At 65.7% G+C, this 15,448-nt stretch carries 15 protein-coding genes; 7 read left to right on the top strand and 8 right to left on the bottom strand.

All coding sequences use genetic code 11. The features are described 5' to 3' along the window. Positions 1-71: 71 nt before the first annotated feature. Positions 72-1,427: a tannase/feruloyl esterase family alpha/beta hydrolase gene (locus tag B9C43_RS42485; protein ID WP_084433051.1), complete on the top strand. Its 1,356-nt coding sequence runs from the start codon at positions 72-74 to the stop codon at positions 1,425-1,427. Positions 1,428-1,464: 37 nt separating this feature from the next. Here B9C43_RS42485 and B9C43_RS42490 read toward each other — a convergent pair whose 3' ends face one another. The 3 genes from B9C43_RS42490 to B9C43_RS42500 form a co-directional block, all read right to left on the bottom strand. Continuing rightward, a complete protein-coding gene (locus B9C43_RS42490; protein ID WP_084433052.1) occupies positions 1,465-2,181 on the bottom strand; it encodes an alpha/beta fold hydrolase in 717 nt (238 codons plus the stop codon). A gap of 45 nt (positions 2,182-2,226) precedes the next feature. Beyond that, positions 2,227-2,952 (bottom strand): alpha/beta fold hydrolase, encoded by a 726-nt coding sequence (locus tag B9C43_RS42495; RefSeq protein ID WP_200825952.1) that lies wholly within the window; start codon positions 2,950-2,952, stop codon positions 2,227-2,229. A 496-nt stretch (positions 2,953-3,448) separates the two neighbouring features. Further along, the gene (locus tag B9C43_RS42500; protein WP_033380618.1) at positions 3,449-3,886 is read right to left on the bottom strand and encodes a MarR family winged helix-turn-helix transcriptional regulator; all 438 of its coding nucleotides are present in this window, start codon (positions 3,884-3,886) and stop codon (positions 3,449-3,451) included. Between the two features lie 177 nt (positions 3,887-4,063). Between B9C43_RS42500 and B9C43_RS42505 the strand changes: the two genes are divergently transcribed. Both B9C43_RS42505 and B9C43_RS42510 read left to right on the top strand, forming a co-directional pair. Then, a complete protein-coding gene (locus B9C43_RS42505; RefSeq protein WP_084433054.1) occupies positions 4,064-5,659 on the top strand; it encodes an ABC-F family ATP-binding cassette domain-containing protein in 1,596 nt (531 codons plus the stop codon). A 121-nt stretch (positions 5,660-5,780) separates the two neighbouring features. Then, the gene (locus B9C43_RS42510) at positions 5,781-6,251 is read left to right on the top strand and encodes a MarR family winged helix-turn-helix transcriptional regulator (RefSeq protein WP_084433055.1); all 471 of its coding nucleotides are present in this window, start codon (positions 5,781-5,783) and stop codon (positions 6,249-6,251) included. A gap of 45 nt (positions 6,252-6,296) precedes the next feature. On the opposite strand, the gene B9C43_RS42515 is transcribed toward B9C43_RS42510, so the two are convergent. Next, the gene (locus tag B9C43_RS42515) at positions 6,297-6,686 is read right to left on the bottom strand and encodes a VOC family protein (RefSeq protein ID WP_200825937.1); all 390 of its coding nucleotides are present in this window, start codon (positions 6,684-6,686) and stop codon (positions 6,297-6,299) included. Positions 6,687-6,991: 305 nt separating this feature from the next. Between B9C43_RS42515 and B9C43_RS42520 the strand changes: the two genes are divergently transcribed. Then, positions 6,992-8,863: a hypothetical protein gene (locus B9C43_RS42520; protein WP_200825938.1), complete on the top strand. Its 1,872-nt coding sequence runs from the start codon at positions 6,992-6,994 to the stop codon at positions 8,861-8,863. Positions 8,864-9,149: 286 nt separating this feature from the next. Here the strand turns inward: B9C43_RS42520 and B9C43_RS42525 are convergent, their stop codons facing one another. From B9C43_RS42525 to B9C43_RS58985, 4 genes are all read right to left on the bottom strand, one after another. Next, positions 9,150-9,722 carry a TetR/AcrR family transcriptional regulator gene (locus B9C43_RS42525; RefSeq protein WP_143446977.1) on the bottom strand — a complete coding sequence of 191 codons (573 nt, stop codon included), beginning with the start codon at positions 9,720-9,722 and terminating at the stop codon, positions 9,150-9,152. 25 nt (positions 9,723-9,747) lie between these two features. Beyond that, positions 9,748-10,425, bottom strand: coding sequence for an SDR family oxidoreductase (locus tag B9C43_RS42530; RefSeq protein ID WP_084433057.1), 678 nt, complete (start codon positions 10,423-10,425; stop codon positions 9,748-9,750). A 124-nt stretch (positions 10,426-10,549) separates the two neighbouring features. Then, positions 10,550-11,374, bottom strand: a complete 825-nt coding sequence (locus B9C43_RS42535; protein WP_084433058.1) for a GNAT family N-acetyltransferase — start codon at positions 11,372-11,374, stop codon at positions 10,550-10,552. A 313-nt stretch (positions 11,375-11,687) separates the two neighbouring features. Continuing rightward, the gene (locus B9C43_RS58985) at positions 11,688-12,188 is read right to left on the bottom strand and encodes a hypothetical protein (protein WP_235039173.1); all 501 of its coding nucleotides are present in this window, start codon (positions 12,186-12,188) and stop codon (positions 11,688-11,690) included. A gap of 186 nt (positions 12,189-12,374) precedes the next feature. Here B9C43_RS58985 and B9C43_RS42545 point away from each other — a divergent pair, with 186 nt between their 5' ends. From B9C43_RS42545 to B9C43_RS42555, 3 genes are all read left to right on the top strand, one after another. Then, positions 12,375-13,112 carry a metallophosphoesterase family protein gene (locus tag B9C43_RS42545; RefSeq protein WP_084433059.1) on the top strand — a complete coding sequence of 246 codons (738 nt, stop codon included), beginning with the start codon at positions 12,375-12,377 and terminating at the stop codon, positions 13,110-13,112. Between the two features lie 106 nt (positions 13,113-13,218). Then, entirely contained in the window at positions 13,219-14,340 is a 1,122-nt protein-coding gene (locus tag B9C43_RS42550; RefSeq protein WP_084433060.1) for an acyl-CoA dehydrogenase family protein, read from the top strand. A 12-nt stretch (positions 14,341-14,352) separates the two neighbouring features. Further along, positions 14,353-15,438, top strand: a complete 1,086-nt coding sequence (locus B9C43_RS42555; protein ID WP_084433061.1) for a CaiB/BaiF CoA transferase family protein — start codon at positions 14,353-14,355, stop codon at positions 15,436-15,438. The last annotated feature ends 10 nt before the right edge of the window (positions 15,439-15,448 follow it).

Here is a 15,448-nt window from a genome sequence, read left to right on the forward strand (position 1 = left end):
TGATCACCCCTCGACGTCAGCTCATGCCGAGTTGATTTGCATTAGCGAACACAGATCAGAAGGGAAACACGATGTTCGTCAAGATCGCCGCAGCGATCATCCCGTTGGCGGTGGCCGTTCCGGCGCCCGCCACCGCGGCCACCGCCCAGACATGCGCCCCGATTGGCGTATCCGCGCCATCCGGAGCCAAGGTCGAGTCCGTCACGGCTGTTGCCCAAGCGTCCTTCTGCGACATCACGGTCACGCTGAACCACAAGGGCGCCAACGATCATGTCCGCGTCAAAGTCCTGCTACCCACCCAGTGGAACGGCCGGTTCCAGGCCATCGGCGGCGCCGGGTACTCGGCAGGCGACTTCGGCGCCGGACTGACCGCCGCAGCGGCCAGCGGGTACGCAGCCGCGTCAACGGACGCGGGCGTGCCCTTGGATTTCCTCGACACCTCATGGGGTTTGTTGCCCAATGGCCGCGTGAACCACCCGTTACTGGAGAACTTCGCGTCCCGGTCGCTGCACGACCTGGCGGTCGTCGGTAAACAGGTGACGCAGAAGTTCTACGGGCGCATGGCGTCCTATTCGTACTGGAACGGCTGTTCCACCGGTGGCCGCCAGGGATACATGGAGGCACAGCGGTTCCCGGACGACTTCGACGGCATCCTGGCCACCGCACCAGCGGTCAGCTGGGACCGGTTCGCCGTCGCGACCATCTGGCCTCAGGTGGTGATGAACGAGGAGAACAACTTCCCCAGCCCGTGCGAGTTCAAGGCATTCCAGGACGCCGCACTGCAGGGGATCACTGACCCCAAACAGCTGATCGGCAAGAAGATCCTCTGCGAAGGCAAGGAAATTACCATCTCGGCCGAGGACGCGAACGTCGTCAGGAAGATCTGGGACGGCCCGCAGCCGCTGTGGGCGGGACTGCCCAAGGGCGCTTCGTTCGACGGGCTCGCGTCCACTGTGCAGGACGCTCAGGGCAACTGGTTCGCACCGGGCTTCCCGGTCGCGGCGAACTGGATCAAGACGTTCGTCAAGCAGGACCCGGGCTTCGACACCAGCACGCTGACGTACCGGGACTTCTACGCGGTGTTCTTCGCCTCGCAGCTGAAGTACAACCACATCATCGGAACGGACTCGCCCGACCTGTCGGCGTTCCGCAAGTCCGGCGGCAAGCTGCTCACCTGGCACGGACTGGCCGACCAGCTGATCCCGCCGCACGGGACGGTGAACTACCGCAAGCAAGTTGACCGGGTGATGGGCGGCCACCAGCGCGTTGACGAGTTCTACCGGGTGTTCCTGGCCCCGGGTGTCGCGCACTGCCAAGGCGGCCCGGTGCCCGTCGACGCCTTCGGGGCGTTGGTGAACTGGGTGGAGCACGGGAAGGCGCCGGAGACATTGCCTGCCTCCGACGGATCCCAGATTCCGCGCTACTGAGTTGTGGCGGGGCTCGCACTGGGCGAGCCCCGTCCTTTCACCGCACCGACTTCGCGGCCGCGAGAATCAGATTGGCCACCTCAAGCGGACGTGACACCGTCACCGCGTGCGAGGCGCCCTCCAGCTCGACGGCCTCCCGTGCATCCGCCCGCTGCGCCATGAACCGCTGCGCCTCCAAGGGAATGTTCTTGTCAGCGGCCGGGATCAGGAACCACGAGGGCGTCTCGCGCCACGCAGGCTCGCCCGCTCCCTGTGACAACGCCACATCCCGAATCGGCCGTTGCGTGACGGCCATCAACGCAGCCTCACCAGCCGGGACGTCGGCAGCGAACTGCTGGCGGAAAAGCTCCTGCTTGATCGACAGGTCAGTGGAGCCGTCGTCCAGCGTGGTCGGGTTGAGCGTGTCCCCAAGGGTGCTGCCCGGGTACTTGTTCGACAGCTCCAGCGCGGATTCTCCCTCGACAGGCGCGAACGCCGCGACGTACACCAGCGCCTTCACCTGTTTGTTGCCTGTCGCAGCGCCGGAGATCAGCATGCCGCCGTAGGAATGTCCGGCGAGGACGATCGGCCCTTCGATGCCCGCGAGCACCTCGCGGAGGTAGCCGACGTCGCCCGCCAAGCTGCGCAGCGGGTTGGCCACCCCGACCACCGGATAACCCTGATCCTGCAGCTTGACGACAACGCCGTTCCAACTGGCCGACTCGGCGAAAGCGCCGTGTACCAACACAATCGTCGGCTTCTGCCTGTTGCTCATTTCAATCACTCCATTGTAGTCAGGTAATGCCAGTCCAAGCCGTTGTCAGCGGACGGACTTCGCCGCCTCGATGATCAGATCGGCAGTCTCAAGTGGACGAGACACCGCCACCGAGTGCGAAGCTCCCCGGATCTCCACGACGTCGCGTGCGTTGGCGCGCTCGGCCATGAACTGCTGCGCCGCCAAGGGGATGTTCTTGTCCGCGGTCGGGATCAGGAACCACGACGGGAGGTTGTGCCACGCCGCCTCGGTCGCCTTCTGGGTCAACGCCACGTCACGCACCGGCCGCTGCGTTGCCGCCGCCAGCGCGGCCTCGTCCCGTGACACGTCCGCGGCGAACTGCGCACGGAACTTGTCCGGCTTGATCGACAGGTCATTGCTGCCGTCACCCAACGGGTTCGAGTTCAACGTCGGGCCCAGCGTGCTGCCCGGGAACTTGTTGGAGAGCTCAAGCGCGGACTCGCCCTTCTCCGGCGCGAACGCCGCGATGTACGCCAGCGCCTTCACCTGCGAGTTGCCCGCTGCCGCACCGGAGATCACCGCACCGCCGTAGGAGTGGCCCACGAGAACGATCGGACCGTGGATCCCGGCCAGCACCTGGCGCAGGTAGTTGATGTCGCCTTCCAAGCTGCGCAACGGGTTCGCGGCCGCGACAACGGGATAACCCTTCTTCTGCAGCCTGGCGATCACGCCGTTCCAGCTCGCCGACTCGGCGAAAGCACCGTGCACCAGCACAATCGTCGGCTTCGGCTTGGCACCGGCGTCCGCCATCGGCGTGGCGGAAGCCGCGAGCGGCAGGATCACCGCGGAAGCGAACACGGCGGCAGCGGCCAGAACCCCGAACCTCTTGAGCTTGCCCATCTCAACCCCTCCAGTTAAATCGTGTGCGATTAGATCGTACACGACTGAAATTAGCAGTGCGAACCACTCTTGAAAAGGTCGCGCACGATGTAATTCAGGTCACTACAGCTTTGACCTGTGGATTTCCCGCCAGGCGGCCGGTTGACGGACTAGCGACGAGCACGTGGAGTGACCACTTCTCGCCGCAAGATCACGCACCGCGAACTGTCAGACCCCACCGGTAACGTTGAAATCAGGGGCTCCCCTGGATGGCGGGCTTTGGCGGGAGTGAAGCAAGCGGGGCCGCCTGAGGTCCAGCCACGGCTTCGGCGCCGAAGCTAAGCCGGAACGCAGATCCCGCGGTGCGGCAAAGTGCATTTCACAGTGCCGGAGTGGTGGACACGCCCTCAGCGCACCAGGTCGCGGCTTAGCTCGTGGCGCCAGAGCGGACTCGGTGCAGCATCTTGCGCAGCACTGCGATCTCCTCGTCGTCCATCCCGAGGGCCGCGCCGAGTTCACCGGTCATCTCGTGCGACAGCCAGCGCAACTTCTTGCCCTCGTCGGTGAGCTGGACGAGGACCGAGCGTTCGTCGGCCGGGTTGGTCACGCGGACCAGCAGGCCCGCCTTCTCCATCCGCTTCACCAGCGGCGACATCGTGTTCGACTCGAGGTCGAGTCGTTGCGCGAGTGCGCCCATCGGCTGTTCGTCCTGCTCCCAGAGCAGAGTCAGTACCAGAAACTGGGGGTACGTCAGGCCCGTGCGCTCGAGAAACGGCCGGTAGAAGGCCGTCACCGCGCGGGAGGTCGCGTACAGGTCAAAGCAGAGCAGGTCCCCCACTGTCGCCGGCGCATTCGACTCGCTCACCCCACACAGGTTACTCGCGGCTGTTACATTCAATGATCAGTAGACGCGAGTGAGGAGTCACTTCTCTCATGCTGGTGGCTGAGGACGACATCTCCGGGTGAGCCCGGTTGGTCGAGCGGTGCGCCTGTGGCGACACCGCCCCAAGTCATGTCCTGACCACACTCGCGAACGAGAGCCATGTCCAAGATCATTTGTTTTGCCCTGTCCTTTTCCTGGTCGGACGGCACACCTGTGTTCACCGACCTCAGCTTCACCGTCAACACCGGCCGCACCGGCCTGGTCGCCCCCAACGGCGCAGGTAAGAGCACTCTGCTCAGGCTGATCGCCGGTGAGTACGAACCGCTCAGCGGGTCCGTTTCGGTCGACGGCGTCCTGGGCTATCTGCCGCAGACCCTTCCGCTGGCCGGTGAGCCGACCGTGGCGCAGGTGCTGGAGATCGCACCGCTCCTGCACGCGCTCAGGGCCATCGAGTCGGGCGATGCCAGCGAGGAGCACTTCACCGTCATCGGCAACGACTGGGACATCGAGGAACGCGCCCGCGCCGAGCTCGACCGGCTCGGGCTGGGCGGCGTCGATCTCGATCGGACGATCGGGACGTTGTCCGGCGGCCAGATCGTGTCCCTTGGCCTGGCCGCACAGCTGCTCAAGCAGCCGGACGTGCTGCTGCTCGACGAACCGACGAACAACCTGGACCGCGACGCCCGGCGCCGGTTGTACGACGTGCTCGGCGATTGGAAGGGCTGCCTGCTGCTGGTCAGCCACGATCGCACGTTGCTCGACCGGATGGACCGGATCGCCGAGCTCGACCACGGCGAGATCCGGTTCTACGGCGGCAACTTCGCCGAGTACGAGGCTGCCAAGCAGTCGGCGCGCGAGGTGGCGGAGAAGAACCTGCGCAACGCCGAGCAGGAGCTCAAACGAGAGAAGCGGGAGCTTCAGCAGGCCAGGGAACGGGCCGCCCGGCGGGCGAGCACCGGTGCCAGGACGAACGCCGACATCCCGAGGATCATCAAGGGCGGTCTGCAAAGGCGCGCCCAGGAGTCCGCAGGCAAGGCCAACACCATGCACTCGCAACGCCTGGACGTCGCCAAGGCCAAAGTGGACGAAGCCGACCGCGCCCTGCGTGAAGACCAGACCATCGCACTGTCCTTGCCTGACACGACAGTTCCGGCCGGGCGAACAGTGTTCCACGGTCAGCGCATGCAGGTCCGTTCGCTGTTCGCGGGCGACGGCATCGACCTGTCGATCCGCGGCCCGGAACGGATCGCCTTGACCGGCGCCAACGGTGTCGGCAAGTCGACACTGCTCCAGCTGATCGCGGGCATCCAACCACCGGACAGCGGGTTGATGACGCGCGCCGACGGCCGGGTCGCCTACCTCTCCCAGAAGCTCGACCTGCTCGACCTGGACAGGTCCACAATGGAGAACCTGGAGTCCGCAGCCCCGCATCTGCCGTTGTCGGACAAGATGAACCTGTTGGCACGCTTCCTGTTCCGTGGTGACCGCGCCAAGCTGCCGGTCAGCGTGCTCTCCGGCGGAGAACGCCTGCGGGCGACGCTGTTGTGCGTGCTCTGCGCCGAACCCGCGCCACAGTTGCTGTTGCTCGACGAACCGACCAACAACTTGGACCTGACCAGCGTGGAGCAGCTGACCAGCGCACTGAACGCCTACCAGGGCGCCTTCGTGATCGTCAGCCACGACGACCGGTTCCTCGCGGATGTCGGCGTGAACCGCCGGCTGGAACTGGCCGACGGCACACTCACCGAGATCTGACCGCCACCATCAGGAACACCACAGGCCGGGGCTCTACGCGGATCCGGACGTCTTCATACAAGATCGTCGGCACGCATGTGGTGTTCCTGCCAACCGGTGTGGTGATTCGTAGACTGGCGGCATGCCCGGCACCCCGGAACCCCGCTGGCTGACGCCGGAAGAACTCGCCGCATGGCGGTCTTTCTCGCTGATGATGTCCATGCTGACGACCGCTTTGGACAGTCAGCTGCAGCGGGATTCCCAGCTGAGTTACGTCGAGTACTACACGCTCGCCGGTCTGTCCGAGTCGCCGGAGTGGACCATGCGGATCAGCGAGCTGGCTGTGTTCGTCAACGCCGAGTTGTCCCGGATGTCGCACTTGATCAAGCGGTTGGAGGGGCGCGGGTTCGTACGCCGGGAAGCCGACCCGACCGATGGCCGGTACACCAACGCCATCCTCACCGAGGATGGCCACGAGCACCTCGTCCGCGCCGCGCCCGGGCATGTCTCGGCCGTACGGCGGCTGGTGATCGACGCGCTCGACCCAGCCGCGCTGCGGGCGCTGCGGTCCACTTCGGACGCCGTCATCGGCAGGATGATGACCGACCAGTAGGTCCGGCCTCGCGTGGGGGAAGACGAGGCCGGACCCGTGCGGTGATCAGGCCTCCGTGGCGATCTTCCACAGATATCCGTCCGGGTCGCTGAACCAGGCGTCGTATCCGCCCCACTCAGCGGCGACGGCCGCCTTAACCACGGTGGCTCCGGCGGCCTCCGCGTTGCGCAGTGCCTCGTCGACCTCTTCGCGGGTGTCGGTGAGGTAGTGGAACGAAACACCGCGGAACCCGGACCCCTCCGGGGAGACGCCGGCGTCCTGCGCGTGTGCCTCCCACTCGTAGAGCGCCAGCTTCGAGGAGCCGTCGCCGAGGCTGCACCGCGCGAAGCCAGGGAAGTCCTGCTCGACCGTGGCACCCATGCCCTCGACGTAGAACTTCTTGGCGCGGTCCACATCCTTCACGCCGAGCATGATCACGCTCGCCTGCAACGACACTGTTCTCTCCTTACTCCCGGTGTATGTGTGGCTCCGTCAGGTCCACGCACGGTCACGGTATTGCCGACGGCACACCCAGCGCTTCTCGATTCCTGATCAGTCTTGGCCGGCCGGGAGGTTTCTTTCCCACTCTTGCCCCAGCCGATCCGGCGAGATAAAACCGGCCTTCCGGGCATGGCGCTGAACCGATCCAAGCGGTAGAAATATCCGATCCCTCCATCCGTCGCCCGGCTGTGGCGGAGCGAGCGAGAGAGCGCTCTCTCACGCGTGTTTCGCCGAGCGGGCCTGGAGAAACAGGCAGGTCGATGACGATCGTGCACCAGCAGGCGCGTGGGAGCGCTTACACGCACTTAGCCAGATGGGGCCGGGCGTTCGTGCTCAGCCTCGCCCTAGTCGCCGCCGCGGGCAGCACCGCGACCGCGGACCCGGTGAGCGAACGCCGCGGCGGCACCCCCGACTTCGGGCCGAACGTCACCATCTTCGATCCGAGCATGCCGGTCGAGCAGATCCAGGCCACCCTGGACGCGACCCATGCCAAGCAGGTCGACAACGAGATGGGCACCACGCGGTACGCGTACCTGTTCAAGCCGGGCACGTACGGCACCGCGGACAAGCCGTTGCAGATCAAGGTCGGCTACTACACCGAGGTCTCCGGCCTCGGCGCGTCCCCGACCGATGTGGTGATCAACGGCAAGATCGAGGTCTACAACCGCTGCCTGAACAACGCCGGGCCCAACTGCATCGCGCTGGTCAACTTCTGGCGCACGCTGTCCAACCTCTCGCTCAACATCAACGCCAAGGGCCAGGACGGGTGCCGCTCGTCGGCCAACTTCTGGGCGGTCTCCCAGGCCGTGTCCCTGCGCAGGCTGAACATCGCGGGCGGCGGACTGTCGCTGATGGACTACTGCACCGACGGCCCGCAGTACGCCAGCGGTGGCTTCATCGCCGACTCCAAGCTGCCGGCCACGACCAACGGTTCGCAGCAGCAGTGGCTCACTCGCAACAGCGAGGTCGCCAGTTGGTCCAACGGCGTGTGGAACCAGGTCTTCTCCGGCGTTGTCGGTGCGCCCGACGACTCGGCGTTCCCGACCCCGCCGTACACGACGCTGGAGAACACGCCCGTCAGCCGGGAGAAGCCGTACCTGTTCGTTGACACCAAGGGCAAGTACAACGTGCGTGTGCCTTCCGCGGCGAAGGGTACCCGCGGCATCACTTGGGCCAACGGCATGACGCCCGGGCGCACGATCCCGATCAGCGACTTCTACGTCGCCAAGCCGGGCGACTCGGTCCACACGATCAACGCGCACCTGGCGCTGGGCAAGCACCTGCTGCTCACCCCGGGCCTGTACGACATCGCCCGCAGCATCCAGGTCCTGTGGCCGAACACCGTCGTCCTCGGCCTCGGGCACGCCACCCTCACCGCTGTCCGTGGCGCGACCCCGCTTGAGGTCGCCGACGTCCCCGGCGTTGTCGTCGCCGGTGTCACGATCGACGCGGGTCTGCAGGAATCGCCTGTGCTGCTGCGGGTCGGCAAGCGGCACGGCTGGGGCTGGAGCTCGCCGTCGAACCCGACCACTCTGTCCGATGTGTACTTCCGGGTCGGCGGGCCGCACGTCGGCAAGACCGACACCGCGCTGGAAATCAACAGCGACAACGTGTTGATCGACCACACGTGGGTGTGGCGCGCGGACCACGGCGTCGAGGGCTTCACCGACACCCAGCGGTGGAACACCAACACCGGCCGCAAGGGCGCGGTCGTCAACGGCGACAACGTGACCGCGACCGGCCTGTTCGTCGAGCACTTCCAGCAGTACAACACCACATGGAACGGCGAGAACGGTACGACGATCCTGTACCAGAACGAACTGCCGTACGACCCGCCGACGCAGGCCGACTGGATGAACGGAAACGTCGAGGGCTACGCCGGGTACAAGGTCGGCGACAAGGTTCGCAACCACACGCTGTACGGCGGCGGTGTCTACGTGTTCAACCAGAACAACCCGCAGATCCACACCGAGAACGGGTTCGAGGTGCCGCAGACGCCTGGCGTGAAGCTCAACCACATCATGACCGTCAACCTCAGCGCCGGGATCATCGACCACGTGGTCAACGGTGTCGGTGACGCGGCGGACATGACCAAGATCGGTCAGCCGGTCTACATCAAGCAGTACCCGTAACACCGTTGCCTCGCCACGGTTTCCCGCCGTGGCGAGGCACCTTACGTCTGTCGGGCGTCGTAGCGCTGACGGGAATCGGCGATGTAGTCCCGATGCTGTTCCGCCCACCGCAGCACTCCGCTCACTTCAAGCGACGGCCGCGCACCTCCAGCTTGAGGACGCCAAGGTCACCACGGTGATGGCCACGACCGACCGTGATGCGCTTCGCCAGCTCGCCGCCGATGTGGCTGCCGGGCGTGTGCGTGTTCCGATCGCGCGGAGGTCATGAGCCTGCTCGACGAGGTTCTCAGTCGAGCAGGCTCATGATCTCGTCGATGTCCTTGCGCAAGCGTTTGCGATCCACGCCGGACCGCACCGAGACCCGCAGGCCGAGCCAGGCGTTGACCAGCATGCTGGTCAACGCCTCCGGCTTGGCCCGGTCGGTGATGCTGCCGTCCTGCAGGCCACGGCGGACGGCCTCGAGCATGGTCTCCCTGGACCTGACCAGGTACTGGTCGATGTGCTGCGCGGCTTCGTTGTCACGGGCCGCGACCTCGGTCGCGGAGTTGACCAGCAGACAGCCCTTGAGGTGCGCGGTCGGCTGCAGCACGACGGAAAGCAGGTCACGTACGGCCTCGCGGCCGGTCTTGGCGGTGTCGAGCACGGATCCGAGCCGTCCGGACAGCGTGTCGGCGTACCGGTTGAGCGACTGGATGAACAGGGCGTGCTTGTCGCCGAATGTGTCGTACAGGCTGCGCCTGCCGATGCCCATCCCCTCCACCAGGTCCTGAATGGACGTGGCTTCGTACCCACGCTCCCAGAACATCTCCATCGCCCGGTCAAGGGCCACGTCCGGATCGAACTCCTTGTGCCGCACCACCACCTGCTCCCTTCCTGCCTCAAGCCTAGAGCGCGGCGCTGAGGTTCTGCTTCGCCCACCGCGTCTGCTCGTCGGCGAGCACCTCGGCCACGCCCGCAGCCACGCCGTCGAGGGACATCTTGGCCACCTCAGCGGGGTCGATCTTGTCCTCGGGGGCCACAAAGGACGCCATGTCAGTGTCCATGAAGCCCACGTACAACGCCGTGACGCTGATTCCCCTTGGCGCGAGCTGCGCGCGCACGGAGTTGCTCATCGCCCAAGCCGCGGCCTTGGCGGCGTTGTACGAACCGCTGCCGAGGGTGTGCACCCAGCTCAGGATCGAGTGCACGTTCAGCAGCGCGCCGCCGCCGTTGCTCTCGATGACCGGCACGAACGCCCGGATCGCCGACAGCGTGCCGAAGTAGTGCGACTCCATCTCCAGGCGGATGTCGGCGAAATCGCCGTCGAGCAGCGGCGCCCTCGTGGACACACCCGCGTTGTTCACCAGCAACGTCGCATCGCTCGCGATCTTGGCCGCCTCCTCGATCGTCGCCGGGTCGGTCAGGTCGAACTTGACCGGCACGACACCTGGGATGTCGATGGTCTCCGGCCGCCGGACCGCCCCGTACACCTTGGCGCCCCGCTCGACCAGCTGCTGCGCGAAGCGAAGGCCCAGTCCACGGTTCGCTCCGGTGACAACCGCGACCGCATTCTCGAGTTCCATGATCGTCCTCTCTCTCGGGTACGCCCAGCGTAACCCTATTGAGAACGACCGGTGCAATAAAATGTCTAGAGAGCTGGGCCACACTCGCCTTCTTGCGGACGAAATCGAGAACGACCGATGCGGATTAGCCGAGTTCTACGCTGGTCACCGCGTACTGGCCGACGAGGTCGACGTCCGGGACCGGACCGCGGTACAGCCGCGTCGACTCGGACGTCTGACGTAAGCCGAGCTTCTCCATCAGGATCGTGGCGCACTCGTTGATGTCCGGCACGTCAACGCATACAGGCCGGCCAGGAGCACACGCGGACAGGCCGATGACCAAGGCGAGCGCGACATCCTGCGAATCGGCGTAGACCGGGCCGATCCGGTGTGCACCGCTGGCCGGGCGCATCACCGCGAACCCGTGGAGGTGGCCATCCCTGATCGCGGCGACCGCCGTATGGCCGGGCAGACTCACCCAGGACGCCAGGAACGCGTCCCGCGGCGCTGGGAAGAACAACCGGTCATAAGCCGCGATCTGGTCGAACGGAACCGAACGCGCGTCCACAAGCGACAGACCCCTCGGCCGATCCAGCCCGGTTGGCACGCCTTCGTAGCGGATGGTGGTCCACGCACGGCGGAAACCTGGGTACCCCCGTCCGTCGACGGAGATGGTCCGGCCAGCCAAGCGGTCCAGCGCGGCCTGCCAGAGCTGACGCCCATATCCGCAGCCACGAACGTGGTCCCGGACGATGTGATGGCCGATGACGCCGTAGTCGGAGCCGTACCGGACCGCCGAGATGGACGCGACAGGTTCGCCGTCAAGCCGTCCGATCAGGAACCCTCTGGGATCGACGGGGAAGAACGCGTACCGGTCGGAGTCACCGGGATTCCAACAGAGGTCATCGGCCCAGTCGCGGAAACGCACCATGTCGTCCGCTGTCGCCGCGGCGATCCGGAAGTCCACCATGCCCGTCACCCATCACTCGCATCCGGCGCCAATGAACTCCACAAGGCGCCCGCAGCACAACGACCGGTACGGATCGATGCCTGAAAATTCCTCACCGCTGGCCCGGAAATACCTGCGGGTAAAGCCGATACCAAGGTCGCATTGTGGCAGCGCGCCTGGCACGCGAAGATCGGACGAACCGGGCGGGAGGGGGTTGACGGTGACCGGGAGCTGGTCCATGTGGAGCGCAAGGCAGGCTTGTTCGAGCGGTGAAGGATGACTCACCCGTGCCCAGCCTGACCAGTCGGCCCGATTCCCGATCCCTACCTCGTTCTCAGCCTGGACACCTAGCCGACGAACAGCGAAACCCACAGGCGGCCGAGCCAGGCGGCGTACCCTCTTCGCTCCACCCGCGTTGTTCGACGAGCCGATGCCAGAGAGCGCCGTCGGTGGTCGACCACATGACGTCCCGGCATTCCTCTTCGGACACTGCGAGCTGTCCGGTGACGGCGGCTGCGTGGGCATGCATGGCCATGGCTTCCAGGCGTTGCTGCCCGAACGCGGCGAGCATCTCGGCGGCAGCCGGGTCACTTGCCGCGACCCCCTGAATGGCCAGGTGCAACGCCGCTGTCCGGCGCATCACCATGGCGTTGAACGCAGCCAGCTTCACCAGGCGGGCAGGGAGATCGGGCTCCTCGAACACGGCGCGCAGTTCAGGGCGGTCGATCAGGGCAAGGTCTTCGTCATCGCCGCCGACTGCCACGTCCCATGCGCGATGCAGGAGCGTGAGCTTGTTCTTGAACGTCGAAACACCGAAGTGTTTGTGACCGGTCATGGACCACCAGGCGAACTTCCGGGGAGGATGCCTTTATTGACTGTGCAAGAATGCCCGTAACTCCCTACTCACGATTAACGTTGTACCGCTTACCGGGAATTTGACTACCGGTCGAGCACATGTGCACGAAAACGCAGTCAAAGTGTGCCCGAAATTGATCGGCCACGTTCCGAGTACGGTGATCGGATGGTGAGCCGGGTAGCGGTGTTGTCCGACATCCACGCGGTCATGCCCGCGTTGGCGGCCGTGCTGGCCGAACCCGATGTCCAGGCGGCCGACAAGATCGTGCTGACCGGCGACATCGCGGCCGGACCGCAACCTGAGGCCGTACTGGACACGCTGTTGGATCTCGGTGACCGAGTGGTGTGGCTGAGCGGCAACGCCGACCGGGAGATCGTCGAATTCCGCCGTGGGCAACGGGATCAGATCCCCGACGAGATCGCGATGTGGGCCGCGGATCGAGTGCGGGACGACCAGCTGGACTTCCTGGCGAACTTGCCGCACACACGTCAGCTGCCCGTCGAGGGCCTCGGTGAAGTGCTGTTCTGTCACGGAACTCCGCGCGCGGACGACGAGATCGTATTGGTCGACACCAACCTGGATCGCTGGGCGGAAGTGCTCGACGGTGTGGACGCGAAGACCGTTGTCTGCGGCAACACGCATATGCCGTTCGTTCGGCTGGCGCACGGAACACTTGTGGTCAACCCGGGCAGCGTGGGCATGCCCTACGGACGGCCAGGCGCGCACTGGGCTTTGCTGGGGCCCGGTGTCGACCTGCGCCGCACGCTGTTCGATGTGGACGCTGCCATCGCGGATGTGCGGACGTGCGGCTACCCCGGCATCGATGAGTGGAGCGACTTCTTCCTGCGCGCCCGCGCCACCGCCGCCGAGGCGATGCAAGCCTTCTCAGGGGAGGTTTCGTAGCCCACCTAGCGGTGCGCGTGCCGGTCACGGACCACGAGCGGCCCGGTCATGGCCGGTTCGGACGACCCGGACCAGGCTGAAGAGGACCGCGTTGAGGGGAGCGAGAATGCCCGGCTGGATGCGTGACGACCACAAGGCCCTGGCCGAACTGGCGAATGAGTTCTTCGCCAAGGAATGTGCGCCCAACGAGACGCGATGGGCACAGCAACAGCATGTCGACCGCGAGATCTGGACCAAGGCAGGCGAGTTGGGCCTGCTGTGTGCGTCCATACCCGAGGAGTACGGCGGTGGAGGCGGCGACTTCGGGCATGAGGCCGCGATCGTCGACGCGCAAGTCCGGGCGCTCGCGCCGAGCTTCGGCGGCGCGGTGCATTCGGCGATCATCGCCCACTACATCAACGCTTACGGCACGCATGAACAGAAGCTGAAGTGGCTGCCGAAGATGGCCAGTGGCGAGGTCGTGGCCGCGATCGCGATGACGGAGCCGGGCACCGGGTCGGACTTGCAGGGGATCAAGACCACTGCGGTCAAGAACGGCGACGAGTACGTCATCAACGGCTCGAAAACCTTCATCACCAACGGTTTTCTCTGTGACCTGGTGATCGTCGCCGCCAAGACCGATCCCGACGAGGGCGCGGCCGGTGTGTCGCTGATCGTCGTGGAGAACGGGATCACCAAGGGCCGCAAGCTGGAGAAGGTCGGTCAGCACGGTCAGGACACGTGCGAGCTGTTCTTCGACAACGTGCGCGTGCCGACGAGCAATCTGCTCGGTGAGGAGGGCCATGGTTTCCGTTATCTGATGGAACAACTGCCGCAGGAACGGCTGATCATCGCGGTTCCCGCGGTCGCGTCCATGGAGAAGGCCGTCGAGTTGACCATCGCGTACGCCAAGGAGCGGACCGCTTTCGGCAAGCCGATCCTCGCGTTCCAGAACACCCGCTTCGAGCTGGCCGAATGCTCGACGTTGGGCACGGTCGCCCGCACGTTCCTGGACGACTGCGTCGCCAAGCACATCGCGGGCGAACTGGACATCACGGGCGCGGCGAAGGCGAAGTGGTGGCTGACCGAGCAGCAGAACATCGTCGCCGACCGGTGCATGCAGCTGTTCGGTGGTTACGGCTACATGGCCGAGTACCCGATCGCCCGGATCTGGACCGACTCCCGCATCCAGAAGATCTACGGCGGCACCAACGAGATCATGAAGGAGATCATCGGCCGCACACTGTGAGCCGAGCACGCCATGGGACCTCTCGCCGGAATTCGCGTAGTGGAACTCGCCAGCCTCGCGCCAGGCGCGTTCGGGGCCATGATCCTCGCCGATCTGGGCGCCGATGTGCTGCGGGTGGACCGCAAGAGCCGCAACCGCGGCCTCGACCTGCCTGCCGGAGTACTCGACCGGGGCCGGAGCACTCTTTCCCTGGACCTCAAGGACTCCGGAGACCTCGCCACGCTGCACCGGATCGTGGAGTCGGCCGACGTGTTCGTCGAGGGCTTCCGGCCGGGCGTCGCCGAACGGCTCGGCCTCGGCCCGAATGACCTGATGGACCGCAACCCCCGGCTGGTTTACGCCCGGATGACCGGATGGGGTCAGGACGGGCCGTTGGCTGCACGAGCCGGGCATGACATCAACTACCTTGCCGTGGCCGGGGTGCTTGAGCCGATCGGGCCGAAGGGACACCGGCCGGTGCCGCCGCTCAACCTGGTCGCGGACCTCGGCGGCGGCGGAATGCTGATGGCGCTCGGCGTGCTGGCGGCTCTGCTGGAACGACAGTCCTCCGGGCAGGGTCAGGTCGTGGACGCGGCCATGGTTGACGGTTCGTCTTTGCTGATGACGTTCATCCACGGCATGCGTGACGTCGGCCTGTGGCCGAACGGGCGCGGCGAGAACCTGTTCGACTCGGGCGCACCGTTCTATGACACGTACGAGTGCGCGGACGGCCGTTTCATCTCAGTCGGCGCGGTCGAAACCGAGTTCTACGACCAGCTCGTCACAACCTTGGGTCTCACCGAAGCACCACAGCAATACGACTTCTCCCGGTGGCCGGAACTGCGCGAACAGCTGGCCGGTGCGTTCAAACAGCGCAGCCGTGACGAATGGGCCGAGATCTTCGCAGACGTCGACGCGTGTGTTGCCCCTGTGCTGACACCACAAGAGGCCCCAGACCATCCACACAACAACGTTCGCAAGGCATTCATCCAGGTCGGCACGACCAAGCAGCCCGCACCGGCGCCCAGGTTCAGCCGTACCCCGGCCGATCCGCCGCGACCACTGAACACAGTGGACGCCAGGACAATGCTGGACAGCTGGGCGGTGGACCTGCCGTGACCATGTGCGA

Origin of the sequence: Kibdelosporangium aridum (assembly GCF_900176515.1) — a bacterium.
In the GTDB taxonomy this organism is placed as follows: domain Bacteria; phylum Actinomycetota; class Actinomycetes; order Mycobacteriales; family Pseudonocardiaceae; genus Kibdelosporangium; species Kibdelosporangium aridum.